The organism is Streptomyces sp. NPDC054765 (genome assembly GCF_053612065.1).
In genome coordinates, this window is record NZ_JBSHBP010000029.1 from 75,308 (window position 1) to 100,514 (window position 25,207).

At 72.3% G+C, this 25,207-nt stretch carries 17 protein-coding genes; 9 read left to right on the top strand and 8 right to left on the bottom strand.

Annotated elements, in window-relative coordinates; translation table 11 throughout:
• The first annotated feature begins 8 nt into the window (after positions 1–8).
• Positions 9–389, top strand: a complete 381-nt coding sequence (locus ACWGJY_RS19915; RefSeq protein ID WP_453262128.1) for a winged helix-turn-helix transcriptional regulator — start codon at positions 9–11, stop codon at positions 387–389.
• Between the two features lie 728 nt (positions 390–1,117).
• Here the strand turns inward: ACWGJY_RS19915 and ACWGJY_RS19920 are convergent.
• On the bottom strand, positions 1,118–1,390 hold the full coding sequence (locus tag ACWGJY_RS19920) for a DUF1876 domain-containing protein (protein WP_453262129.1): 273 nt from the start codon (positions 1,388–1,390) through the stop codon (positions 1,118–1,120).
• 378 nt (positions 1,391–1,768) lie between these two features.
• Positions 1,769–2,023 carry a hypothetical protein gene (locus ACWGJY_RS19925; RefSeq protein WP_453262130.1) on the bottom strand — a complete coding sequence of 85 codons (255 nt, stop codon included), beginning with the start codon at positions 2,021–2,023 and terminating at the stop codon, positions 1,769–1,771.
• Positions 2,024–2,221: 198 nt separating this feature from the next.
• Here ACWGJY_RS19925 and ACWGJY_RS19930 point away from each other — a divergent pair, with 198 nt between their 5' ends.
• Positions 2,222–3,562, top strand: a complete 1,341-nt coding sequence (locus ACWGJY_RS19930; protein WP_453262131.1) for a hypothetical protein — start codon at positions 2,222–2,224, stop codon at positions 3,560–3,562.
• Between the two features lie 156 nt (positions 3,563–3,718).
• On the opposite strand, the gene ACWGJY_RS19935 is transcribed toward ACWGJY_RS19930, so the two are convergent.
• A complete protein-coding gene (locus tag ACWGJY_RS19935) occupies positions 3,719–5,665 on the bottom strand; it encodes a glycosyltransferase (RefSeq protein WP_453262132.1) in 1,947 nt (648 codons plus the stop codon).
• A gap of 114 nt (positions 5,666–5,779) precedes the next feature.
• On the opposite strand from ACWGJY_RS19935, the gene ACWGJY_RS19940 reads away from it, so the two are divergent.
• The 3 genes from ACWGJY_RS19940 (at position 5,780) to ACWGJY_RS19950 (ending at position 9,948) form a co-directional block, all read left to right on the top strand.
• A complete protein-coding gene (locus ACWGJY_RS19940; RefSeq protein WP_453262133.1) occupies positions 5,780–8,419 on the top strand; it encodes a YfhO family protein in 2,640 nt (879 codons plus the stop codon).
• A 78-nt stretch (positions 8,420–8,497) separates the two neighbouring features.
• Positions 8,498–9,502, top strand: a complete 1,005-nt coding sequence (locus ACWGJY_RS19945) for a glycosyltransferase family 2 protein (protein ID WP_453262134.1) — start codon at positions 8,498–8,500, stop codon at positions 9,500–9,502.
• On the top strand, positions 9,502–9,948 hold the full coding sequence (locus ACWGJY_RS19950; protein WP_453262135.1) for a GtrA family protein: 447 nt from the start codon (positions 9,502–9,504) through the stop codon (positions 9,946–9,948). Before ACWGJY_RS19945 ends, ACWGJY_RS19950 begins: the two co-directional genes overlap by 1 nt.
• On the opposite strand, the gene ACWGJY_RS19955 is transcribed toward ACWGJY_RS19950, so the two are convergent.
• Complete coding sequence (locus tag ACWGJY_RS19955; RefSeq protein ID WP_453262136.1) at positions 9,906–12,110, bottom strand: PIG-L family deacetylase; 2,205 nt, start codon at positions 12,108–12,110, stop codon at positions 9,906–9,908. The genes ACWGJY_RS19950 and ACWGJY_RS19955 overlap by 43 nt on opposite strands.
• Before the next feature lie 202 nt (positions 12,111–12,312).
• Here ACWGJY_RS19955 and ACWGJY_RS19960 point away from each other — a divergent pair, with 202 nt between their 5' ends.
• Positions 12,313–14,673, top strand: a complete 2,361-nt coding sequence (locus ACWGJY_RS19960) for a bifunctional glycosyltransferase/CDP-glycerol:glycerophosphate glycerophosphotransferase (protein WP_453262137.1) — start codon at positions 12,313–12,315, stop codon at positions 14,671–14,673.
• A gap of 111 nt (positions 14,674–14,784) precedes the next feature.
• Here ACWGJY_RS19960 and ACWGJY_RS19965 read toward each other — a convergent pair whose 3' ends face one another.
• Positions 14,785–15,408 carry a TetR/AcrR family transcriptional regulator gene (locus ACWGJY_RS19965; protein ID WP_453262138.1) on the bottom strand — a complete coding sequence of 208 codons (624 nt, stop codon included), beginning with the start codon at positions 15,406–15,408 and terminating at the stop codon, positions 14,785–14,787.
• A 146-nt stretch (positions 15,409–15,554) separates the two neighbouring features.
• Here ACWGJY_RS19965 and ACWGJY_RS19970 point away from each other — a divergent pair, with 146 nt between their 5' ends.
• Both ACWGJY_RS19970 and ACWGJY_RS19975 read left to right on the top strand, forming a co-directional pair.
• Complete coding sequence (locus tag ACWGJY_RS19970; RefSeq protein ID WP_453262139.1) at positions 15,555–16,490, top strand: ABC transporter permease; 936 nt, start codon at positions 15,555–15,557, stop codon at positions 16,488–16,490.
• On the top strand, positions 16,483–17,280 hold the full coding sequence (locus ACWGJY_RS19975; RefSeq protein WP_453262140.1) for an ABC transporter ATP-binding protein: 798 nt from the start codon (positions 16,483–16,485) through the stop codon (positions 17,278–17,280). Before ACWGJY_RS19970 ends, ACWGJY_RS19975 begins: the two co-directional genes overlap by 8 nt.
• A 105-nt stretch (positions 17,281–17,385) precedes the next feature.
• Here ACWGJY_RS19975 and ACWGJY_RS19980 read toward each other — a convergent pair whose 3' ends face one another.
• The 3 genes from ACWGJY_RS19980 to ACWGJY_RS19990 form a co-directional block, all read right to left on the bottom strand.
• Complete coding sequence (locus tag ACWGJY_RS19980) at positions 17,386–22,347, bottom strand: NAD-glutamate dehydrogenase (RefSeq protein ID WP_453262141.1); 4,962 nt, start codon at positions 22,345–22,347, stop codon at positions 17,386–17,388.
• 453 nt (positions 22,348–22,800) lie between these two features.
• A complete protein-coding gene (locus ACWGJY_RS19985) occupies positions 22,801–23,499 on the bottom strand; it encodes an HAD family hydrolase (protein ID WP_453262142.1) in 699 nt (232 codons plus the stop codon).
• 67 nt (positions 23,500–23,566) lie between these two features.
• Entirely contained in the window at positions 23,567–24,073 is a 507-nt protein-coding gene (locus tag ACWGJY_RS19990; protein ID WP_453262143.1) for a DUF6912 family protein, read from the bottom strand.
• Between the two features lie 295 nt (positions 24,074–24,368).
• Here ACWGJY_RS19990 and ACWGJY_RS19995 point away from each other — a divergent pair, with 295 nt between their 5' ends.
• A complete protein-coding gene (locus tag ACWGJY_RS19995) occupies positions 24,369–25,172 on the top strand; it encodes an Rv3235 family protein (RefSeq protein WP_453262144.1) in 804 nt (267 codons plus the stop codon).
• The last annotated feature ends 35 nt before the right edge of the window (positions 25,173–25,207 follow it).

Sequence of the window (25,207 nt, forward strand, 5' to 3'; positions counted from 1 at the left end):
TTGGCGCCATGAGCGGTTTCGGTCCCGGTGATCCCTTTCTCGCCGACTGTCCGGCGCGTCTGGCGGTCGAGCTGATCGCCGACAAGTGGACGGTGGTCGTGCTCTATGGCCTCAGCAAGGGCCCGGTGCGCCATGGCGAGCTGATCGAGCTGATCGGCGGCATCTCCCGCAAGATGCTCACCCAGACGCTTCGACGGCTCGAGGCGCACGGGCTCATCCGCCGCCACGCCTACACCGAAGTGCCGCCCCGCGTCGAGTACGAGCTCACCCCGCTCGGGGCGACTCTGATCGATCCGATCCACGTGCTGACCGAGTGGGCGAGGGCGAACGGCGATGCAGTGCTCGATGCGTTCGACGCCGATCCCGAGCCGATCGCCCCCAGCGGCTGAGGCCCCGCCAGGGCACTGAGCATCCTCTCGGCCGCTGCTCGGTATCGGGCCCGGCCGCGCTCGGTCTGCAGGCGCTCGATGCGTTGGACGATCTGCCACATCCGGGGGGAGTCCTGGCCACGCCCACGAGCGTCTCACTGGTCTCACCCCAGGTGCGGTGCACGAGGTCAAGCGCGTGTTCCACGACGGACGCGGCATCTCCGACGGCGCCCAAACGCAACCAGGTGCGCAGTCCGTAGTGGTGCGCGGCGAGGGTGTACGCGGCGAGGGTGTACGCGCGCAGCTCGCCGTCCGGCCTGGCGGCGAAGCGGCACTTGAGGCCGGGTAATTGCAGCGAGAACTCGTCCGGGGAGCGCACAAGCGCGATCTCGTCGAGTTCGGGTTCACGGCCATGGGCGCGCTCCGCCCTCGCCGCAGCGGCAAAGCCCTCGCGCAGCGCTGACTCGGGCAGAGCCGGGGCAAGGTAGGTCAGGCCGACGCTGCTGTTCTCCCCGCGGGTACCGGCCCACAGCCGCAATGTGCCGGGGGCTGTGTCGATGCCCATCTCCTCGGCCAGCTCCCGCGCCGCCTGGCCACCCAGCGCGGCCTCATCCAGAGCTTCGCCGTGTTGAGGCGGCTCTACGGAGCCACCCGGCAACTGCCGACGGCCCGGGGCGGCAACCGGTGCCACCGGCCCGAGCACGGCGCGCCCGCCTCCGGTGGATGCCGGCGGGGAGCCGGGGCGCGGGTCAGGTCAGCGGGTGCGAGGTCCGGCCCGAGGCGTCGTCGATCTCGTCGTGTGCCTTGGTCAGCAGCTTCATCGCCAGTTCGTTGAGCGCTCGGGCGCCCGCGACCTCCTCGCCGACCCTCGGCTGGTGGGAGTCGACGGGGTGGCGGCTGGCGTATCCGTGGGCCCGCACCTCGCTCCCGTCGGGGAGCCGTACGAGGGCCGCCGCGCGGGTGCGGTGGGTGTCCTCCTCGAATTCCATCTCGACATGCCATCCGACAGTGGTCTGCAACATGACGGTCACCTCCGGAGCCCCTGTTTCCAGCGTGCGCCCGCCGCTCCGCGTGTGCACGGCGTGCCGCGCCGCGAAGCACCAGGAAGGCACGAAGCAGAGGGAGCCTCCCGGGATGCGCCCGCCGGGTGAGGCGCGGGGCACCTTGACGGTGAATCCACGCGGTGGTGTGCACATAGCTCACCCGAAGTCGCCGTCCGCGAGCCGCTGTGTCCCGGTGCGCGACACTCTCAGCGCTTCCGGCTCCGTCACCGGCCATTCCGGGTGCCCCGGCCGCCGCAGGAAGAGGACACCTTTCCGGTTTCCGGATATCCGTCACGAAGGCCGGGCGCCCCGGGGCGTACTCGACCTCGTCACCGACCCTCGGGCGCTGACCGGCGCTCACCGCGCGGCCTCGATCGCGTCCGGAGTGGTCGTCCACTCCACACCGCCGCCCTCCGGCGAAAGCCATGCCACGGCTGGGCCGGCGGGAACCCGGAGCACCGGGTCGGGGGTGACGCTCTTCGCCTCGGGCGCGATGGCCCTCAGCACGCCGATCCGGTCGTCATGGGCGTGGTCGATCACCCGGCGGCCGAGCAGTGGATGCGACCGGTGGCCGAGGCCAAGGGGGTGGGCGGCAGGAGTGGGCGTGGTCATGAGCGTTCCTCACACTGGACGGATGGTCTCAACGGAGGCACCCGCCCTCCTCGGGGGACGCGCGCGGGTGACCCGTGCCGGCCGTCGCGTGGCAGACCCCCGGACGGCCGGTAATCACCCAACTCCCTTACGGCACACCGGGTAAGGGAGCAGAGTGGGAAGACGGTTGAACCGGTTGAACGCTCGGGGGTACACAAGATGGCACCACGGTCAAGGAAGCCGAACCTGCCCCTCGCAGCCCTGATGCGGGCGGGACAGGTCGGGAACGCCCAGCTCGCGCGGACCGTGAACCGCGTCGGCGCCGAACTCGGCGTGGCCCTGCACTACGACAAGACGACCGTGTCCCACTGGTTGAAGGGGTCCATGCCCAAGGCCGCGGCCCGCCCCGCTGTCGTCGAAGGGCTCGCGCGGCTCGTCGGCCGGCCGGTCACGTCCTCGGAGGCCGGGCTGGGCGACCTCGGTGAACCGGCCCCCGCGGCCGATACCGTGTCCGGAGTGGTCGATCTCGGAAGGGCCGACATGGCCCCGTCCCGCCGCGCGGTGCTCGGCGCGGGCCTGTACTCGGCGACGCTGGCCGTCCCCAGGTTCGAGGACGTGGCCGGCCGTACGGAGGCGGTGCCGGCCGGACGCACCGTACGCATCGGGATGAGCGAGGTGGCGACCGTCCGGACCATGACCGCGAAGATCGCCGACATCCTGGACGAGCTGGGGGGAGGGCATGCACGGCCGATGGCGGCGGCCTTCCTCGTCCACACGGTGGGTCCCCATCTGCGGGCGGACGGCAGCGAGGCCGCGAAGAAGGCCATGCGGGCCGCGGCATCGGACCTGGTGTACCTCACCGGCTGGATGGCCATGTACGAGCGGGAACACGGGACCGGGCAGCAGTACTACCTGCAAGCCCTCAAGCTCGCGGGCGGCGCGGAGGATCACCTCACCTACTCCCGGACCTTGCGCGGCATGGCGCTCCAGGCGTCGAACCTGGGTCACGGCACCAAGGCGCTGGCACTCGCCGACAGCGCGGCCGAAGCCGCACCGGCCGCGGGCCCGCGGCTGGTCGCCTTCCTCCGCGGGCAGCAGGCGCACGGCGCCGCGATGGTCAAGGACCGCCGGCAGGCGTTCTCCCGCCTGCGGGAAACCGAAGCGGCGCTGTCACGGGCGGAGGGCCGCAACGACACGGTCGGCGGCTACGACCGGTCGGCGTACGAATTCCAGGTCTCCCATGTGCGGTGGGAACTCGGCGACCGCGCCGGATCGGTCAAGGCCCTGCGCCGGTCCAACCGTTACCGGCCCGACGGGGAACGGCAGGGCCGCGTGCACGGCACCGGGCTCCTGGCCACCCGCCTCCTGGCCATGCGGCACGTGGAGGAGTCCTGCGAGGTGTGGGGCGACTTCCTGACGGACTACGCCGGGGTCGCCAGCGCCCGTGGTGACGAGCACTTCGCCACTCTGCGGCGCGGTCTGCGTCCCTATCACCGGCTGGCCGCCGTCCGGGCCTTGTCCGACCGTGCGCGAGCAGTGGGAGACCGCAAGGCCCGCTGACCGCCAGGGCGTGCGCGGGGTTCTACCGGGGTGACCGGCCTCGGAGCGGGCCCGGTGGAAGCGGTCTCCCGTCGGCTGCAAGCGGTCTCCCGTCGCCGTGCCCGGCCTGCCCCGCGCCCCGGCCTTCCCGCGCCCCCGACCCGCCCCGTGCCCCGTTCAGCCGCGGGGCCTGGAAAAGGGCTTCGTCCAGGAACCCGCGCCGGGCACGGTGAGGGTCAGCGGGGTCCGCCGGCCGTCCGGGCCGCCGGCCGTCCGGACCGGCAGTTCGCGGCGGAGCGGGCCCGCGGTCACCCGCAGGGCCACCCGCCAGGTGCCCGCCGGGCCGCTGCGCAGTGTGGAACGCACGGTGTAGTGGTCGGCGGCGCCCCGTTCGACCGTGGTGCGCAGCGCCACCGTGCGCGTCGCGTCGTAGAGGATCAGTTGCAGCCCGGCGTCCACGGGGCAGCCGGGCAGGGTGAGGCGCGCGGCGAGGGTGGCCCGCCCGGTGCGGGTGCAGTGGGCCGCGCCGCGCAGATCGCCGCCGAGCGGCCGGCGCGTGCCGTCCCGGTCCAGGTCGAGGTGGAGATGGCCGTGCGGCCGGGAGAGGAAGAGCGCGCCGACGGCCGGTCCGGCCGGGCCGCGGCCGACGATCCGCGGGGCGAAGTCCGGCCCGTCGGCCCCGCTCTCCGGGACCAGCCAGGCCTCGCGGCGGAAGGAGGGCCCCGCCGCGCCCCGGGGGCCGTGTGCGGTGACCGCGATCTTGAGGCCCCAGATGCCGTCGGACAGCGGCCCGCCGTCCGCGGCGGTCGCCGGGTCGACGGCGGCCTGCCACGCGCCGTCCGCATACCGGGCCGGCACACGGTGGGTGGCGCCGCTGCGGTGCAGCAGGATCTCGACGGTGTCGGCGCCGGCCCAGGGGAGGGTGGCGGTGCCCCGCAGATGGAGTACGCCGCCCACCCAGCCCTGGCGGACCAGCCGCTGGCGCAGCACCACCCGGTCGGTGAGGTCGTAGCAGGCGTCGGGGAGGGCGTGCTGCGGGTCGCGGAAGTACGGGTAGCCGGCGTACACCCGGCCGTCGGCGAGGTGCGGCGGGTCCGGCTCCCGCTCGGTGTCGGCCCGGACGACGGCGGCGAGTTCGTCGTCGAGCCCGGCGCGCAGGCAGTGGGCCCGCAGCCGGAGCCGGGGCGGCAGGGCGGTCTGCACCCGGTCGGTGAGGTAGCGCTCGACGAGCGGGCGGGCGGCGGCGGCCATCCGCTGCCGGCCGTCCGCGTCGCGGGCGAGGAAGGCGGCCCCGAAGGGCATGAGTATCTCGCCGTGGAAGTGCCGGACCATGAGCTTGTCGCGCTGCTCGCCGGGCGGGACCTCGGCCGCGAGTGATTCGAGGACGGTGCCGATGTAGCCGAGGTAGTCGCACCAGTCGATGTCCTGACGGGTGGCGTTGCTGTCGTCGTCGCGCCCGTGCAGGTAGTAGCAGTCGTGGTCGGCGAGGACGGAGACGACCTCGGCGCGCAGCAGGGCGCCGATGCCGAACGGCAGGTCCTCGGCCAGCAGCCGGCCCTCGACGAAGCGCAGCCGGTGCTCTTCGAGGAAGGAGCGGCGGAAGAGCTTGTAGGCGGCCAGCGACCAGTAGACCGGGGAGTCGAAGACGGAGACTTTTTCGCTGGTGGTGCGCAGGTCGACGGGGGCCGCGCGGCCGTCGGCGCCGACGATCCGGCCGTAGACGACGTCCGAGCCGCACTGCTGGGCCATGCGGGTGAGCCGGAGCAGTGCCTCGGGGCCGAGGTGGTCGTCGGAGTCGAGGAAGAAGACGTAGTCGCCGGTGGCATGGTCCAGTCCGGCGTTGCGCGGCCGGCCCGCGCCGCCCGAGGCCTCCTGGCGCAGCACGGTCAGGTTGGGGTGGCGGCTTACCTGTTCGGCCAGCCACTCCGCGCTGCCGTCGGTGGATCCGTCGTCGACCGCGATCACCTCGATGCGGCGCTGGTCCAGCGTCTGGGCGAAGACCGAGCCGAGGCTGCGGTCGAGGTAGCGCCGGGTGTTGTGCACCGGGACGATCACGGAGACGGTCGGCGTCGGGGCGTCCGGCCGGGTGGGAGCCGCGGTCGTGAGGTCGTCATGGGCGGGCACCGTGCCCTCCGTTCTTTCCGCAATCCCCGAAATACCCGGCGTCCCAGCCGGGCAAAAGGGACTATCAAGACATATAACGTTGGGTGAACGTTCGCCGATCGTGGAGGAGTGCCGGTGGCTCCGACGCCCGCCACCTCACAAGAGGCGGTCCGGCCCCAAGAGGTTGCCCGGCCCCTTCCCGGAAGTGAACACCCGGCCGCTTCGCGCGAGGGCCCCGGGCACCGGACGGCGCCCTGGCTCGCGGCGGCCCTGTCCATGGGGGCGTACTGCCTCGCGCTCGCCCTTTACGGCAGCTATCCCTTCGGACCGCGCTCACGCGCCATCAATGACCTGGGAAACCAGTTCGTGCCGTTCCACGCCCGGCTGTGGGACCTGCTGCACGGCACCACCAGCGGTGATCTGTTCTTCAACTGGAGCAGCGGCTACGGCGTCCCCTTCCTCGCCGACTTCTTCACCTATCTGATGAACCCGTTCTCCTGGCTCGTCGGGCTCTTCCCCCGCGCGCTGGCCGACCTCCCGGTGTTCCTGGTCACCCTGCTCAGCATCGGGCTGGCCGCCGCCCTGATGACCGTCCTGCTCGGCCGGCTGCACCCGGGCTCCGGCCCGCTGCGGGCCCTGCTGTCGACGGGGTACGGGCTGTGCGCCTGGGTGCTGCACGACGGTTTCGCCGATCCGATGTGGATGTGGGGCCTGGTCGCGCTGCCCCTGGCGGGGATCGCCGCTGACTGGTGTCTGCGCCGCACCCGCTGGGTGGCCGGCACCCTGCTGACCGCCCTCGCCTGGGCGGGCAACTTCTACACGGCCGCGATGGCGACCCTGGCAATGGCGCTGGTGCTGGTGGTGCGGCTGCTGACGGCCGCCCGGATGCCGTGGCGCGACCGGTGGCGGGCACTGGCCCGCGCCGCCTCGATGGCGCTGACCGGCATCACCCTCGCCGCGCCCGTACTGACCGTCACGCTCCGGGCCAGCCGGACGGCCCAGCCGGCCCCGGAGGTGTCCTACGACGGCCGGCCGTCGCCGCTCCACCAGGTGGCGCAGCTGCTGCCCGGCGGCCACGGCGGGACGCCGGCCCCCCACCTCGCCATCGGGATCCCCGGGCTGCTGCTGGTGGCCGTCTTCCCGTTCGTGCGGGCCCTGCCGCTGCGGGTGCGGCTCGGCTGGTACGGCCTGGCGGCCGGCGTCGCGGCCTCGTTCGTCTGGGAGCCGACGATCCTGCTGTGGCACGGCTTCGCGCTGCCCAACGGCAGCCCGTACCGCGCCGCCTTCGTCCTCAGCGGCATCCTCGTGATGATCTCCTGGCTCGCGCTGGCGCACCGCCCGCGGCCGCGCGAGCTGGCCGCGGGCGCGGCGCTGGTCGCGCTGCTCGCCTGGCTCTGCCGCCATCAGCCCGCGGCCGGCACCGCCACCTGGATCCTGGTGGCCGGCGGCGGCGCGGTGACCCTCGGGGCCCTGGCCGCGCTCACCGCGCCGCGCACCGCCCGGACCCGGGCCGCCGCGGCCGCCGCGCTGACCGCCACCGTGCTGCTCGGCTCGGCGTACACGGCGTTCTCGGTGACCGCGGCGCGGGACAAGATCGCCTGGTTCCAGCCCAAGATCACGCTGACCGGGCCGTCGTTGCGGGCCCGGGACGGCCTGACCGCCCGCGCCGGCTGGCCGCGCTCCCGCACCGATCCGGGCCCGCACGAGTTCGCCAACAACGACCCGCTGCTGCTCGGCGGCGAGGGCGGCTCCTACTACAGCAGCTTCGTCCCTGCGGCCACCGCCCGCGCGCTGCGGGGCCTGGGCGCCGGCTGGTACATGAGGGGCCGCCATACGCTCAGCTTCGAGGACCCGGTGGGCCAGGCGCTGATGGGCGTCGGCAGCTCGCTGTCCCCGGTGCCGCGGGACCGCGCCCTGTTCACCCCGCACACGGCGCGCCCGGCCCCGCTGCTGACCGTACGCGGCGCGCTCGGGCGCCCGGCCGGCCGGGAGACCGTGTTCGCCCGCCAGGAGCGGGTGCTGGGCGCCGCCGTGTACGAGGTGCCGGACCTCGTGCCCACCGCGGGCGCGGCCCCGGTGCCCGGCCGTGGCGACTGGCTGCTGCCCGGCGTACGGCGGCCGGCGGGCCCGGCCGCCGCGGGCACCACCTTCACGGCGCACTGCACCCCGGGCAGCACCGTCCTGTGGTACGCGCCCTGGTTCTCCGGGGAGGTCAGCGGCCTCGGCGGGCACTCCACCGGGATCGGCAGCGAGGACGTCACCGCCAATCCGGTGCGGCCGCTGGGCCGGGTGCCCGCGGACGGCACGGTGTCGGTGCGCTTCACCGGAGCGGGCCCGCAGCGCGTCCCCGGGCAAGCCGTCGGCTGTCTTTCCGGGCGCAAGCTGTCGGCGGCCGTGAGCGCGCTGCGCGCCCGGGGCCCGGTGGAACTGACCGCCGACGGCCACCGGCTGACGGCCCGGCTGCGTCCGGGCAGCAGGGGCAGCGCGGTGCTGGCGCTCCCGGCCGTCGTGGGGTGGGGCTGTTCGGTGGACGGCGGGCCGCCGCGCGCACCGCACTCGTTCGGCGGTCTGCTGGCCGTGCCGCTGGGAGGGGGCACCGGCCGGCTGTCGTGCTCCTATCTGCCACCGGGCCTGCACACGGGGCTTGCGGCGAGCGGCGCGGCGGCGGTGACGGTCGCCGCGGTGGCCGTCTTCGGCGCCGTGCGCGGCCGGCGGCGCGTTCACACCACCGGCGGCCGGCGGCGCGTTCACACCACCACCCCGTTCAGATCGTGACATTCCGACAGATTTGTAGAATTACCCCTCAGGGGACGGCGTCTGAGCCGCCCTCTGACCCGGCGAAAAGGCCTGCTCATGAAGCTTTCCATCGTCGTCCCCTGCTACAACGAAGAGGCCGTCTTGAGCCGTTTCGACGAGACGGCCCGCACGGTCCTCGCCGGGCTCGCCGTCGAGTACGAGCTGTGTTACGTGGACGACGGCAGCGCCGACGGCACCCTGGCCCGGCTGCGCGGCCTCGCCCAGCAGCACCGCGGCACCACCCGCTACCTCTCCTTCAGCCGTAACTTCGGCAAGGAGCCGGCCATACTGGCCGGCCTCAAGGCGGCCACCGGCGACGCGGTGATCCTCATGGACGCCGACCTGCAGCATCCGCCCGAGCTCATCGAGACCATGCTCGACCTCTACCAGCTCGGCCACGACCAGGTCGTCGCCAAGCGCAGCCGGACCGGCGACCGGCGGCTGCGGACCGCGCTGAGCAGGCTCTACTACCGCGCCGTCAACAGGTGGGTCGATGTCGAACTCACCGACGGCGTGGGCGACTTCCGGCTGCTGTCGCGCAAGGCGGTGGACGCGCTGCTCGCGCTGCCGGAGTACAACCGCTTCTCCAAGGGCCTGTTCTCCTGGATCGGATTCGACACCGTCACCTTCGACTACCGCAATGCGGCCCGGGAGGCCGGCGAGACGAAGTGGCGCTTGGGCTCCCTGGTCAACTACGGCATCGACGGCATGCTCTCCTTCAACTGCCGTCCGCTGCGGCTGGCCATCTACACCGGGCTCGGCCTGGCCTCGCTCGCCGCCGTCTACACCCTGTGGATCATCGGCGCGGCCCTCGTCGGCGGGATCACCGCACCGGGCTATGTGACGCTGGTGGCCATCATCGTGGGCCTGGGCGGGCTGCAGATGGTGATGCTCGGGCTGATCGGCGAGTACATCGGGCGGATCTACTACGAGGCCAAGCGGCGGCCGCACTTCCTGGTCAAGGAGAGCAACACCCTCACCTCCGGCACGGCACCCGCCGCCGGCACGGCACCCGCCCCCGGCACGGCGGGCGCCGCCACCGCCGGCTCCCAGGCCGGCTGATGCGCGCCCTGCCACCGCCCGGCCGCCGGGGCCAGACGGTGCGCTTCGCCGCCGTCGGCGGGGTCAACACCCTGACGTTCTACGCCTGTTATCTGCCGCTGCACCGCCTGCTGCCGTACTTCGCGGCCTACACCGCCGCCTTCGTGACGAGCATGGTCGGCTCGTTCTTCCTCCACACCTACTTCACCTACCGCACCCGCCCGACCTGGACGAAGTTCCTGCTCTTCCCGCTGACCCAGGTCACCAACTACGGGGTGCAGAGCACCGGGCTGGTGGCCCTGGTGGGCTGGTGCGGGGTGAACACCGCGGTGGCGCCGCTGGTGGCGGCGCTGTGCGCCCTCCCGTTCACCTATCTGGTCTCCCGGCGCATTCTGCGCCCGCCCGCCCGGACCGGTCCCGCCGCTCAGGCCGACCCGCCCCGGGCCCGCTCCGGCAGACCCGCCTGAGCCCGCCAGCCGCCGAACAGCGCGCTGGGCCCGACGGACGTCTGACGCGCCGTGTACAGCCTGCCGTCGAGGCCCAGCGCGACCACCACCGCGCGCCCGACGGCATCCTGGGCGACCCCGGCCGCCGCCGAGTGCGGCACCCTGCCCCGCTGCCACGGCCCGGCCCCGCCCTGGGCCATCGCCATCCGTACCGCGCCCGCGTCATCGCGCGCCGCGAGCACCATCCGGTCGCCGCTGCCGACCGTCGCCAGCGCCACCCGCCCGTAGCCGCCGACCGCCTCGCAGCGTGCCGACACCCGCCAGCCGCCGATCATCCGCTGCCGCTCGGCGATCAGCACCTGGGCGGTGACCGAGCGCCGGAAGGCGGCCCGCACCGCGCCGTCGGCCACCGGGACGATGCTGACCGGGCCGGCCGGCTGCGGCAGCCCGGTGGCCGCGCCCGGCCGCGGGATCTGGCCGGGCTCCTTGGACACCCAGTGCTGCACGGTCCCGACGGTCGGCGCGACCAGATGGATCAGCCCGTCGGAGTCCACACAGGCATCCAGCCCGTCGATGATCTGCGGTGAGGCCTTCAGGGTGCTGACCGGGCCCTCCAGCCGCTCCCACAGCGACCAGTGCACGCCGTGCGGGCCGCTGCGGTGGGCGACGTTGCCGTCCCAGGTCCGGGCGAAGACGTGCACCGTGCCGTCCGGGGTGGCCACCGCCGCCGGGAAGCCGGTCTCCAGCGACCGGACCGGGTCCGGGTCCGGCGAGCCCAGCGACTCCCAGTGCGCGAAGACGGGCACGCCGTCCGGGGCGGTGCCGGTCTGCGGTGCGGTCAGCAACTCGCGGCGGTGGGCGGCGTTGCGGCCCGGCAGCACGGTGCGGGAGGCGAACAGCTGCAGCGCACCGCCGGGGCGGCGCACCACATGGATCTGCCCCTGCAACAGCTCACCGCCGACCGGCACCGGCGTGCCGAAGCTGCCGCTGCCCGGCCGGGTCTCCGCCCAGCAGTACGCCCGGCCGCCCAGTACCGCGAAGGCGGCGAGCCGGCCGTCGGCGGCCGGGCGGATCCAGGCGTTGGAGCCGGGCGCGCGCAGCCAGGTGCTGCGGGTCCAGTTGCGCGAGCTGCCGTTGAGCGCCGAGCCGCCCACCTTGCGGTCGCCGCAGCCCGCCGGATCGCCGCAGGCGCGGTGGTCGGCCCAGCCGTAGACCGACAGCAGACGGGCCTTGCGGCGGGCGGTCGGCAGATCGATGTCGTTGGGCAGCACATCGGCCTCGTAGCCGAGGTAGTTCTCCACGACCGCCGGACGGCCGCGGCCCCCGTAGACGGCCAGCGCGGCCTGCGCGAAGTAGGCGGAGGCGGTGTGGTCCTGATGGTCGTGATAGCGCAGCCCGGCCAGCCGGGGGTCGTGGTCCCCCGTGGCCGGCGGCCGCCTGCGGGAGTGCACCGCGTTCGGGTCCAGGGTCCGTACGACCGTGGGCCGGACCCGGTCGAGCACCGCCACCAGGGTCTCGGTGACCTGGTCGCGGGTGTAGTGGAACTGCCGCTTCACGGGGGTGCCGGAGGGGCGCAGCGTGGGGAGGGTGCCGGTGGCTCCCAGCCACAGACCGCGCAGACTGGTCGCGCGGGCCTGCCAGACGGCCCTGGCCTCCACCAGCTCCAGGAAGATCAGCTGGTGCTGCGGGGCGTCGCGCAGTGTCTGGATCTCCACCTCGAAGCCGGGGAGCAGCGACAGCGCCGCGACGTCCCAGCGGGCGGCGGGGTTGCCGGTGGCCATCACGGCGTGGGCGGCGCGCAGTCCGTTGGCCCGCGCCCGGGAGAAGGCGGCCCGGTTCCGCGGGACGCGGCCGGGGTCGGGGTCGCGCCGGCTGACGTTGCGGCCGTCCGCCTCGCCGCCGGTGAGGCAGACGGTGACCGAGCGCGCCCCGCTGCGCAGGGACTGCTCCAGGTCGGGGTTCATGAAGTACAGCCCGTCGTCGGCATGCGCGATGACCTGGAGGAAGGACTGGTCCGCCGGGTCGGCCAGGGAGCGCCCGGGGCCCGCCGGTTCGGCCGTACGGGCGGCGTCGTCCGACAGCCAGGCCCACACCCCCGCGCCCGCCGTGGCGGCAAGCACACCGCCGCCGGTGGCCTGGAGCAGCCGGCGGCGGGACACACGGGGCGGGTGCGCGGGTGACACGTACTCAGTATTCGGCCGGCGCCGGGATCGCGCTCACCCGAAAATTCCCTACTTAACCAGATCCGTGATGAGCACCGCAGAACTTTCAGGTTACGAACAACAACCTTCCCGGGTGAACAACAGTCGGAAGGTTGACAATGCAAATACCCCGGTGGGGATTTTTTGCGTTCTGTACTCAGCTCGCCACGAGGAGTAGCACCACATGTCCGAGACAGGCGCCGACGCCGTACCGCGCTTCAGCATCGTCGTGCCCGTGTACCGAGTGCAGGGCTTCCTGCGCGCGTGCATGGACTCGGTGCTGACGCAGGATTACCCGGACTTCGAGCTGATCGCCGTCGACGACTGCTCACCCGACCGCAGCGGCGCCATCCTGGACGAGTACGCCGCCGCGGACGACCGCGTCCGGGTGCTGCACCTCCCGCAGAACGCCGGTCTGGGCCCGGCCCGCAACGCCGGCCTGGAAAAGGTCCGCGGCGACTACGTCCTCTTCCTCGACAGCGACGACACCCTCGTGCCCGGTGCGCTCCGCGCCCTCGCCGGCCGGCTGGCCGCCACCGCGGACCCCGAGATCCTGATCTTCGACTACGCCCGGACCTACTGGGACGGCTCCACCCGGCGCAATGCGCTCTTCGAGCTGCTCGACGAGTCCGGCGCGCCCTCCTTCCCGCTCGCCGAGCGCCCCCAGCTCCTCGATCTGCTGCAGATCGTCTGGAACAAGGCCTACCGCCGCGACTTCATCGAGGAGCACGGCTTCAGGTTCCCGGTGGGCTACTACGAGGACGCCCCCTGGACGTTCTGCACACTGATCACCGCACAGCGGATCGCGGTCCTGGACCGGGTCGCGCTGCACTACCGCCAGCGCCGGCAGGGCGGCAACATCCTGCGCACCACCAGCCGCAAGCACTTCGACGTCTTCGACCAGTACGCCCGGGTCTTCGCCCACCTGGACGCGCACCCCGAACTCTCGCGCTGGCGCCCGCACATGTTCCGCAAGATGGTCGACCACTATCTGACCGTGCTGGACAAGCCCGGCCGGCTGCCGCACCACGCCCAGGCCGAGTTCTTCCACCGCGCCGCCCGCGACTACCGCCGGCGGGTGCCGACCGGCTTCGTCCGCCCCCTCGGCGTCGCCGGCGGCAAGTACGCGCTGCTCGCCAAGGACGTCTATCCGGCGCTGGCCGGCCTCAAGGTCGCCGGCACGGTGCAGCGCACGGTGCGCAAGCACGCGGGCAAGCGGATCCGGCAGGCCAAGAAGAAGGCCATGGACCTGCGCTACCAGGCCCTGTTGCGGCAGCCGCTGGACGAGAACCTCGCGGTCTACTCCGCGTACTGGAACCGGCTGCCGGCCTGCAACCCGCTGGCGGTCTACGAGAAGGCCAAGGAACTGGCGCCGCATGTGCACGGCGTCTGGGTCGTCAAGGAGCAGCTCGCCGAGGCCGGCGAGGTCCCGGCCGGCATCGACCACGTCGTAGTGAACTCACCGCGCTACTGGGAGGTCATGGCCCGCGCCAAGTACCTCGTCAACAACGTCAACTTCGCGGACGGTGTGGTCAAGCGCGAGGGCCAGATCCACCTCCAGACCCACCACGGCACCCCGCTGAAGTCGATGGGCACCGACCAGAAGCGCTACCCGGCCGCCGCCAAGGGCATGAGCTTCCGCAAGCTGCTGGCCCGCGCCGACCGCTGGGACTTCTCGCTCTCCGCCAATCCGCACACCACCGAGCAGTGGGAGCGCGTCTACCCCTGCGACTTCGAGTCGGTGGATGCCGGATACCCCCGTAACGACATCTACTACCGGGCCACGGGGCGCGACGTCCTGGACATCCGCGAACGCCTCGGCATCGCCCCCGGCAAGACGGCCGTCCTCTACGCGCCGACCATGCGCGACTACCAGGTCGGCTACGTCCCGCGGCTCGACCTGGCGAAGATCTCCCGCGAGCTGGGCGAGGACTTCGTCCTGCTGGTGCGCACCCACTACTTCTACGACCGGGACCCCGGGCTCCAGGAGCTGCAGGAGCGCGGTGCGCTGATCGACGTCTCCGGCCACCCGGTCGTCGAGGAGCTGTGCCTGGCCGCCGACGCCCTGGTGACCGACTATTCGTCGATCATGTTCGACTACGCCAACCTCGACCGGCCCGTCCTCACCTACGCCGACGACTGGGACACCTACGTCCGCTCCCGCGGGGTCACCTTCGACCTGCTCTCGGGCCTGCCGGGCGACACCCCGGGCGTGATCGCCACCACCGAGGACGAGCTGATCGAGGCGTTCCGCAGCGGCCGCTGGGACGACGAGCGGGCCACCGGGCTGCGCGCCGCGTTCCGTGCGCGGTTCTGCCGGTGGGACGACGGGCACGCCGCCGAGCGGGTGGTGCGCCACGTCTTCCTCGGCCAGGAGGCGTGCCCGGCCCCGCTGCCGCCGCAGGAGCGCACCGTCGCCCCGTCCCCGCGCGCCGCGGCCGCGGAGTCCGGCCCGGTCGCGCTGCCGCGCCCGGGGGGCAAGCTGCCCGCCCAGCGGGACGGCAGCGCGGCAGACGAGGCATCGGACGCCGGGCTCGCCGGCTGAGCCACCACGGACGGCACCCCGCAGGTCTCTCCGGGTCCGGCCCCCGGTCTGCTCCCGGTCCGCCGTCGGCCTGCCCCCGGTCTGCCGTCGGTCCGCCGTCGGTCCGCCCTCTCAGCGCCCGCCGAGCGCGCCGACCACCGCCGCCGTCAGCTGGTCGAGATAGCCCGGCGGGACCGCGTCGCGGACGACCAGCAGCCGCCAGTACAGCGGCCCGGTCAGCAGATCCAGGGCCAGCCGGCCGTCCACGCCGGCCGGGATCTCGCCGCGCTCGACGGCACGCGCCACCATCGCCGCGGCGACGCCCTGCTGGCTGTCGTGCAGTGCGGCCTTGAGCGCACTCGCCAGCTCGGGGCTGCGGGCCGCCTCCGCCAGCAGGTCCGGGATGATCTGCGAGGCCATCGGGTGGCGCAGCGCACGGGCCGCGACCTCCAGCAGCATCCGCACATCGCCGGACAGGGATCCGGTGTCCGGCGTGGGCATGCCCGCCACGGCCACCGCGGAGACCACATCGAGAACGAGGTGCAGCTTGGAGCGCCACCGCCGGTAGACGGCGGTCTTGCCGACGCCCGCCCGCCGCGCGATGCCCTCGATCGACATCCGGGCGAAGCCCACAACGGCCAGCTCCTCGAAGACCGCGGCGCGGATCGCCTCGGTCTTGTCCTCGCGTAGTACGGCGGCGCCCGCCGGGGTCCGGCGCGCCGCCGCGGAGTCGTTCCCGCTGCCGTCTTTTGCCATGCCTTGAGCATAGCGTCACGACGCTACGGTTGCGTTTCGACGTGAGCTCCCTTTAGTCTCGACGTTGCGACGATACGGACCCGTTCCGTCGTACGGCCTCGTTCTCGTTCCACCACCCCCGTACGCAAGCGAAAGCGGCCTCCTCCATGCCCCAGACCCTCGCGCCCCCGGCCTCGACACCCACCGGGGCGCCCGCCCCCGGCACCGCACCCGACTCCGAGCTGCGCGCGCTGGCCGAGCGCCATGGCCTCACGGTGAGCGGCGCCCGCCCCTCGCTGTCGGAGTACACCCGCCAGCTGTGGCAGCGGCGGCACTTCATCACCTCGTTCGCCAGCGCCAAGCTCACCGCGATGTACACCACCGCCAAGCTCGGGCAGCTCTGGCAGGTGCTGACCCCGCTGCTCAACGCGGCCGTGTACTACTTGATCTTCGGTGTGCTGATCGGCACCCGGAAGGGCGTCCCGGACTACATCCCGTTCCTGGTGACCGGCGTCTTCGTCTTCACCTTCCTGCAGAACTCGGTGATGACCGGGACGCGGGCGATCTCCGGCAACCTGGGCCTGGTGCGGGCGCTGCACTTCCCGCGGGCCTGTCTGCCGATCTCCTTCTGCCTGGCGCAGCTCCAGCAACTGCTGTACTCCATGGGCGTGCTGGTGGTCATCCTGCTGTGCTTCGGGCAGATGCCGACCTGGTCGTGGCTGCTGGTCCTCCCGGCCCTGACGCTGCAGTTCCTCTTCAACACGGGCCTGGCGATGGTCATGGCGCGCCTCGGGTCGAAGACCCCGGACCTGGCGCAGCTGATGCCCTTCATCATGCGGACGTGGATGTATGCCTCCGGCGTGATGTTCAGCATCAACGTGATCCTCCAGGGCAAGCACCTCCCGCAGTTCGTGGTGGTGCTGCTGAACGGCAACCCCGCCGCCGTCTACATCGACCTGATGCGCTTCGCCCTGATCGACAGCTTCACCCACAAGCAACTGCCGCCGCACGTGTGGGCGTTCGCGGCCGGCTGGGCCCTGCTGGCCGGTGTCATCGGCTTTGTGTACTTCTGGAAGGCTGAGGAGCGGTACGGACGTGGCTGAGCACAAGAACGGCATCCAGCCGACCGAGGCCGCCCAGGCCCGCATCCCGACCGTGATCGCGGACGATCTGCACATCGTCTACCGCGTCTACGGCACCGGCGCCGGCAAGGGCAGCGCCACCGCCGCCCTCAACCGCATCGTCCGCCGCAAGCCCTCCACGGGCGTGCGCGAGGTGCACGCGGTCAAGGGCGTCTCCTTCACCGCCTACCGCGGCGAGTCGATCGGCCTGATCGGCTCCAACGGCTCCGGCAAGTCGACCCTGCTCAAGGCGGTCGCCGGCCTGCTGCCCGCCGAGCGCGGCAAGGTCTACACCCACGGCCAGCCCTCGCTGCTGGGCGTCAACGCGGCCCTGATGAACGACCTGACCGGCGAGAAGAACGTCGTCCTCGGCGGCCTGGCCATGGGCATGAGCCGCGAGGAGGTCCACGAGCGCTACGACGGCATCGTCGACTTCTCCGGCATCAACGAGAAGGGCGACTTCATCTCGCTGCCGATGCGCACCTACTCGTCCGGCATGGCGGCCCGGCTGCGGTTCTCCATCGCCGCGGCCAAGGACCACGACGTGCTGATGATCGACGAGGCGCTGGCCACCGGCGACCGCAGCTTCCAGAAGCGCTCCGAGGCCCGCATCCGCGAACTGCGCAAGGAAGCCGGCACCGTCTTCCTCGTCAGCCACAACAACAACTCGATCCGCGACACCTGCGACCGGGTCCTGTGGCTGGAGCGCGGCGAGCTGCTGATGGACGGCCCCACGGACGAGGTCATCGAGGCCTACGAGGCCGACCGCTAGACACCGCCGGAGCCGGTCCGGCGGACACGGCCGGTGCGGCACCGCGCGGAAACGGGGACGGCCCCGGAAGCCTGAGCTTCCGGGGCCGTCCCCGTACCGGACGCGTCAGCTGTGGGTGCGCAGCAGCGTCCGCATCGTCCGCATGGCCACGGACAGGTTCGCCAGATCGAACCCCTCCGACCCGTAGATCTCCTCCAGCGTCGCCCGTGCGCGGCTGAGGATCGCCGCGTTGGCCTGCTCCCAGGCCTTGAACCGCTGCTCCGGCGTCGAGGAGCCGTTGCCCACCGACAGCACGTCCGCGGTCAGCGCCGCATGGGCCGCGAAGAGGTCCTCGCGGATCGAGGCGCGAGCCATCGACTGCCAGCGGTCGTTGCGCGGCAGCTCCAGGATGCGGTCCAGGAGCTGGTTGATCCGCAGCCGATCGCCCAGGTCGTAGTAGACCTCGGCGACATCCAGCGGTTCCTTGCCCATCCGGTCCGCGACGGCGACGATGTCCAGCGCCGGGAAGACCGAGGAGAAGCCGGACACCTGGACGGCCAGCGGCTCGGGCACACCCGCGCCGGTCAGCTCGTCCAGGATCGCCTGGAACCATTCCTGGTCGCTGCCCTGCAGCAGATTCGGCAGCTCCTTCCAGACCCCGGCGACCCGCTCCGCGAAGAAGTCGATGGTCTCCGACAGCTCCAGCGGCTGCGGGCGGTTGTTCAGCAGCCAGCGGGTGCCGCGCTCGACCAGCCGGCGCGAGTGCAGCCGGATGCGGGTCTGGACATCGGCCGCGACGACATTGTCGAGCGCCTCGACGTCGTCCCAGACCTGGCTCAGGCCGAAGATCGCACGGGCCGCGGTGTGCGCCCGCACGACCTCTTCGAGGGAGGCCCCGGTCTCTTCCCGCATCCGGTGCAGGAAGCTCGTACCGCCGGTGTTGACGGTGTCGTTGACCAGCACCGTCGTGACGATCTCGCGGCGCAGCGCATGCCCGTCGACCTGCTCGGCGAAACGCTCGTGCAGCGCCGAGGGGAAGTAGGCGTGCAGCAGTCGCTGCAGGTACGGGTCGTCGGGCAGCCCGGTCTGGATCAGCGACTCGGCGACCGTGATCTTGGTGTACGCCAGGAGCACGGCGGTCTCGGGCTGGGTCAGCCCGCGGCCGGCGTTCAGCCGCTCACGGATCTGCCGGTCGGTGGGCAGGAACTCCAGCGCCCGGTCGAGATCGCCGTCCCGCACCAGGCGGCGCATGAAGCGCTGCTGGGCGTTGAGCATGCTGGAGGACTGGGCGAGGGCCAGCGCCAGCGCGGTGTTCTGCGCATAGTTGTTGCGCAGCACCAGCGCGCCGACCTCGTCGGTCATCGCGGCCAGCAGCTTGTTGCGCTGCTTGACGGTCATATCGCCGTCCGCGACGACGGAGTTGAGCAGGATCTTGATGTTCACCTCGTGGTCGGAGGTGTCCACACCGGCGCTGTTGTCGATCGCGTCGGTGTTGATCCGGCCGCCGGCCGTGGCGAACTCGATCCGGCCGAGCTGGGTCAGGCCCAGGTTGCCGCCCTCGCCGACGACCTTGACCCGCAGGTCCTCGCCGTTGACCCGGATGGCGTCGTTGGACTTGTCACCCACATCGGCGTGGGACTCCGCCGAGGACTTCACATACGTCCCGATGCCGCCGTTCCACAGCAGGTCGACCGGCGCCTTGAGGATGGCCTGCATCAGATCGGCGGGCGTCATCTTCTTGATGCCGGCCTCGATGCCGAGGGCGGTCCGCACCTGCGCATTGATCGGGATGGACTTGGCCGAGCGCGGGTGGATGCCGCCGCCCTGGGAGAGCAGCTCGGAGTTGTAGTCCGCCCAGGAGGAGCGGGGCAGCTCGAAGAGCCGGCGGCGCTCGGCGTAGGAGGTCGCCGCGTCCGGGCTCGGGTCGAGGAAGATGTGCCGGTGGTCGAAGGCGGCGACCAGCCGGATGTGCTCGCTCAGCAGCATGCCGTTGCCGAAAACGTCACCGGACATGTCGCCGACGCCGACCGTGGTGAAGTCCTCGGTCTGGGTGTCGTGGTCCAGCTCGCGGAAGTGCCGCTCGACCGACTCCCAGGCGCCGCGGGCCGTGATGCCCATGCCCTTGTGGTCGTAACCGGCGCTGCCGCCGGAGGCGAACGCGTCACCGAGCCAGAAGCCGTACGACTCGGCGACCTCGTTGGCGATGTCGGAGAACGTCGCGGTGCCCTTGTCGGCGGCGACGACCAGGTAGGTGTCGTCCTCGTCGTGCCGGACGACGTTCTGCGGGTGGACGACCTCGCCACCGACGAGGTTGTCGGTGATGTCCAGCAGACCGGAGATGAAGGTCTTGTAGCTGGCGATGCCCTCGGCCAGCCAGGCGTCCCGGTCCTGCGACGGGTCGGGCAGCTGCTTGCCGACGAAGCCGCCCTTCGCGCCCACCGGCACGATGACGGTGTTCTTGACCATCTGCGCCTTGACCAGGCCGAGGATCTCCGTACGGAAGTCCTCCCGACGGTCCGACCAGCGCAGACCACCGCGCGCGACCTTGCCGAACCGCAGGTGGACGCCCTCGACCTTGGGTGAGTACACCCAGATCTCGTACGCCGGGCGGGGTGCCGGCAGGTCGGGGATGGCCTGCGGGTCCAGCTTCATGGACAGATAGGCGTGCGGCCGGCCCTGGCTGTCCCTCTGGTAGTGGTTGGTGCGCAGCGTCGCCTTGATGACGGTGAGGAAGGACCGCAGGATGCGGTCCTCGTCCAGGGAGGCGACCTGGTCGAGCGCGCCGTCCAGCTCCTCCAGCAGTCCGTCGGTCAGCTCCGTGCCGGCCCGCTGGCGGTCGGGGGACATCCGGGCCTCGAAGAGGGAGACCAGCAGCCGGGTGGTGTGGACGTTGTTGGAGAGGGTGTCCTCCATATACGTCTGGCTGAAGGTCGAACCGGCCTGCCGCAGGTACTTGGCGTAGGCCCGCAGGACCATCGCCTGGCGCCAGTTGAGGCCGGCCTGCAGCACCAGGGTGTTGAAGTTGTCGCTCTCGGCCGCCCCGGTCCACACCGCCGTGAACGCGTCCTGGAAGCGCTCGCGGGCGTCGTCGCCCTTGACGTGCTCGGGCATCCGCAGCCCGAAGTCGTAGACCCAGGCGATGGTGGAGTCGGCGCAGCGCAGCTCGTGCGGGCGCTCGTCGACGACCTCGACGCCCAGGCGGTTCAGGCCGGGCAGCACCCGCGACAGCGAGACCGGCTCGCCCCTGCGGTAGATCTTGAAGCGGCGCTCGCCGGGGCCCGCGCCGACCGGCTCGTAGAGGCTGACGGAGAAGTCGCGGCCGGGCTCGCCGGTCAGCTCCTCCAGATGCTGGAGGTCGGCGACGGCGCTGCGCGGGCTGTTGTCGGCCTTGTAGCCCTCGGGGAAGGCGTGGCCGTAGCGGCGCAGCAGCTCGGCGGCACGCTCCTCACCGACCTCGGCGGTCAGCGCCTCGGCGAAGCCGTCGGCCCACGAGCGGGCGGCCTCCACCAGCCGGCTTTCGAGGCGGTCCGCATCGGTGTCGGTCAGCTCGGGCAGGCTGGCGCCGGGCTCGACACGGATGACGAAGTGCAGCCGGGAGAGGATCGACTCGGTGTTCCAGGCGGTGAAGTCGACGCTGGTGCCGCCCAGCTCCTCCTTGAGGATGTCGATCAGGCGCAGCCGCACACCGGTGGTGTAGCGGTCGCGCGGGAGGTAGACCAGCGCGGAGTAGTAGCGGCCGTACTCGTCCTGGCGGAGGTAGAGCCGCAGCCGGCGGCGCTCTTGCAGGTAGAGCACGCTGGTGGCGATGGAGCGCAGTTCGTCGACCGGCGTCTGGAACAGCTCGTCGCGCGGGTAGGTCTCCAGGATCTGCAGCAGGTCGCGGCCGTCGTGGCTGTCGGGGCTGAACCCGGCGCCCTCCAGGACCTCGGCGACCTTGCGGCGGATGACCGGCACCCGGCGCACGGACTCGGTGTACGCGGCCGAGGAGAACAGGCCCAGGAAGCGCCGCTCACCGACGACATTGCCCTTGGCGTCGAACTTCTTGACGCCGACGTAGTCGAGGTAGGAGGGGCGGTGGACCGTGGCACGGCTGTTGGCCTTGGTCAGGATGAGCAGCCTGTGCTCACGGGCCTTGGCGCGGGCGTCCGCGGGCAGCCGGTTGAACGACGGCGAGACGGGGTGGCCGTCGGCGCTCTCGTGGTGCGCAGGGTCGGCGCGCAGGATGCCCAGGCCCGTGCCGGGCACGGCGGTCAGCACGTCCTCGTCGACGCCGCCCTCGCCGGGCACCGAGGCCAGCTCGTACTCGCGGTAGCCGAGGAAGGTGAAGTGGTCGGCGGACAGCCACCGCAGCAGTTCCTGGGCCTCCTCGATGTCCTCGCCGCGCAGATCGTCGGCGATCGGCTCGGCGGGCAGCTCATCGGCGAGACGGCCGGCCGCGGCGCGCATCTTCTCCCAGTCCTCGACGGCCTCGCGGACGTCGGACAGCACCCGCAGCAGATCCGCGGTGATCTGCTTGAGGTCCTCGCGGTCGGTCTCGCGGTCCATCTCGACATGGATCCAGGACTCGGTCACCGCGTCGTGCGGCAGCTTCGCGCCCTTGCCCTTGCCGGTCCTGCCGTGCGCGTCGCAGTGGGAGTCGTAGACCTCGATGAGCTTGCCGGCGACATCACGGCGGACGATCACCTGCGGGTGGATCACGACATGAATGCCGCGCCCCTGCCGGGAGAGCTCGTTGGTGACCGAGTCGACCAGGAACGGCATGTCGTCGGTGACGACCTCGACGACGGAGTGGCTGCAGGTCCAGCCGTTCTCCTCGACGGTCGGGGTGTGCACCCGGACATTCGCGGTGCCCTGGGGGCGCATCTCCGCGAGGCGATAGTGCGAGAGCGCGGCACCGAAGACATCCACCGGGTCCCGGCCGGTGAGGTCCTCGGGCGCGGTGTGCAGGTAGTAGCGCTGGAGGTATCCCTCAAGGGTGTCCGGGTCGAGCCCCCGTACCGGGTGCTTACCCCCGGCCGGGCTGCTCTCTGCGACCCGGGCGGCCCTCGCGAGCAGCTCGGTTTTGGCTTCATCCAGCTTGGTCTGCATGTCCTCTGGCTCCTGTCGCGCGCCGTTGCGTGACGTTGTGGAAGAACGTGATGGAAGCCGCACAACGCCGCTGTGACGCGGGGTGTCCTGTCGATGTCGACGCTATGCCGCGATGAGAGAGGGCCGTGCCGTTATCGACAGTCTTTGACAAAGTCGACAGGGAATGTTGGCCGCAAAGACCAGCGACCGCCCGGTCACGGTGGTGTCCCGGGCGCACAGCAGGGGCCTCGATGCCCCCGCGGGTTATCGCGCTGATCACGGTGCAAGGCTATCGCTCCCCACACGGGTGCCGTCATGGGCCGTGTGTGTACAAAACCACGCCTCGAACTTAGCCCTTCCGGACAATGCACGGCCGGGGTGACATGTGCGTGGTGCCGTCGCTGCCGGGCACCCGGCGGCCGCGCGGTGCGGCGGCACCTGGAAACGCCCTGCCCACAGCGCGCGGAACGGCCCCTAGGCAGCTATGTCCCCCGCCAGCTCGACTGCCTCGGCCAGGGTGTCCACCACCGGCACCCCGGCGGCCTCCAGGCTCCCGCGACTGTGCGACCCGCCCGTGTAGAGCACTGCGTGTGCCCCCGCGTCCTGCGCGGCCACGGCATCGTCCACGGCGTCACCGATCACGACCGTACGCCGCGGGTCCACGCGCTCCATCGCCGCGAGATGCCGCACCATGTGCGCGCTCTTCGTGCCTCCGGACGGCCCGGTCCTGCCCTCCACCAGCACGAACCGCGACTCGATCCCGAAGTCGCGCACGATCGGCAGCAGCTCGTCATGTCCGTACATGCTCAGGATGGACTGGCTGCGCCCGGCCGCCTGCCACCCCTCCAGGAGCAGATCCACCCCCTCGGCGAGCTCACAGCCCAGCCGGTGCGTGCTGTAGTGGCGGTGGAACGACTCGTCCATCACCAGCCACTCGGCGTCCGTCGGCAGCCGCCCCATCAGCCGCTCGTAGAACCGCGGCACGGGCACGCAGTACAGCTCCCGGTACGTCTCCAGAGTGATCGGCTCCAGCCCGATCTCCGCGAAGGCGGAGTTGGTCGCCCCGATGACGGCGTCGATGTCATGGAACAGCGTGCCGTTCCAGTCCCAGACGATGTGTGTGGCGTGCTTCTCCATGTGGTCCCCCACGTCGTTGCCCGTGCGCTTCCCCATGAAGAAAAAATACCCGCAGCCACTGACAACGCGGGCAACGCGGCCCGGTCCGCGGACGACCCGCCCCTCACCCGGTCAGATGCGGGATCTCCTGCACCCCGAACCACAGCAGATCGTGGTCCTCCGCGCCGTCCACCGTGAACTGCGCGTCGTCATCGCCCTGGTCCGCCGCGCCGAGCGCCGCCGCGGCCGCCGCGATGTCCGCCTCCGCCTCCCCGGCGTCCACATGCACCGCCGCGGCCTTCGACAACGGCACCGGCCCGGCGAGACGCACCTCACCCAGCGCCGACTGGTCGAGCCCCCGGTCCGGATCCGCCACCGCCGCGCCGTCCGGCACGTCCACGGCCACCACCACGCGCCGCCGCGCGTCTTCCGGACGGCCCGCGAGCTGCCGCAGCGACGCCTGCGCGGCGCGGTTGAGCGCGGCGTACTCCAGCTCCTCGATGTCGTCGGAGACGTACCACTCGCGCAGCGCGGGGGTGACGGCGTACGCGTCCAAGGGGCCGGGGCCCAGCTCACCGTTCTTGTGCGCCTCTGCGAGACCGGAAAGGGTCAGGGGAACATAGACGCGCATGGCAGCCGCTTCCGCTCGATTCGCTCGACTTTGACGATTGTCCCGCCAGCATACGGGCGCGAGTCCCCCATCGTGCCGCCCCGGTGTCCCCCGCGCGGCCCGCGCGGGGCCCGGCCCCCGCCCCGCTCCCGAGGCCTCATCCCAAGGCCGCGCCACGGAAGGGTGAACTCTTCGCCCCCTGCGTCCCGGCCGGTCCGCGCCTTGCTGCCGTCCCGATCGCGCCGGTACGAAGTTCCCCACCAAAAGCTACCGCCCAGTAATTCACGGGCCCGGCACCACGGGGGCGATCACCACCATGACCGGCACGAACGACACCAGCGCACACACCCCACCCGCCGTCACCGGGCACGGCACACCGCCCGCCGCCCCCGGAGCCGGCGGATACACCGCTCGTCCCGCCACACCCGCCCCCGGACACACCACACGGCCCACCACACCCACACCCACACCGCCCGCCGACACCGCCGCCGCCGCCGACGACGGTCACGGCCCGCTCACACACCCCGCCTCCGGGACACCGGCAACGCTCCCCGCCGTTCCCCGGCCGAGGCGCTCCTCCGCCGACCGCCGCCCCCTCGGCCCCGCCGGGAGCGGCCCCACCCGTACCGCCCCGCGCCCCGGCCGCCCCGCCGCCCTGGCCGCCGCCGCGAGCCGCCGCTCCGCCACCGGCACCCCGGCCACCCCCGTCACCGCGACCGGTGTCCCGCTGCCGACGGCCGGGGCGCAGCGCCGGGCCCACGAGAGCCGGCCGCACCACTGGTTCGCCCGTCAGCTGGTGCTCGCGCTCAGCGGTCAGCGCCCCGTACACGCCCTGCTGGGGCACGCGCTGCCCGCCGCGTACGACCGGCTGGCGGAGCTCGCCCCGCTGGCGCCGCTGCGGCCGGTCACGGGTCCCGGCCGGTCCGGGCCCGCCCCCGTCGTGCGCGACTGCGGACTGTGCCGGCCGCGCCGCGGCGTCATCGAGGCCTTCGCCCGGATCGCGGCGGACGGGCGGCTGCGGGCCCTGGCGTTCCGGCTGGAGCTGGGCGCCGATGCCCGGTGGCGCTGCGCCGCCCTCGACATCGGCCCGTCCCCGGCCCTACCGGGCCCGGCCTCCTGACCGGTTGGCATACGAAGGGCGCCCCGGCCGTTCTC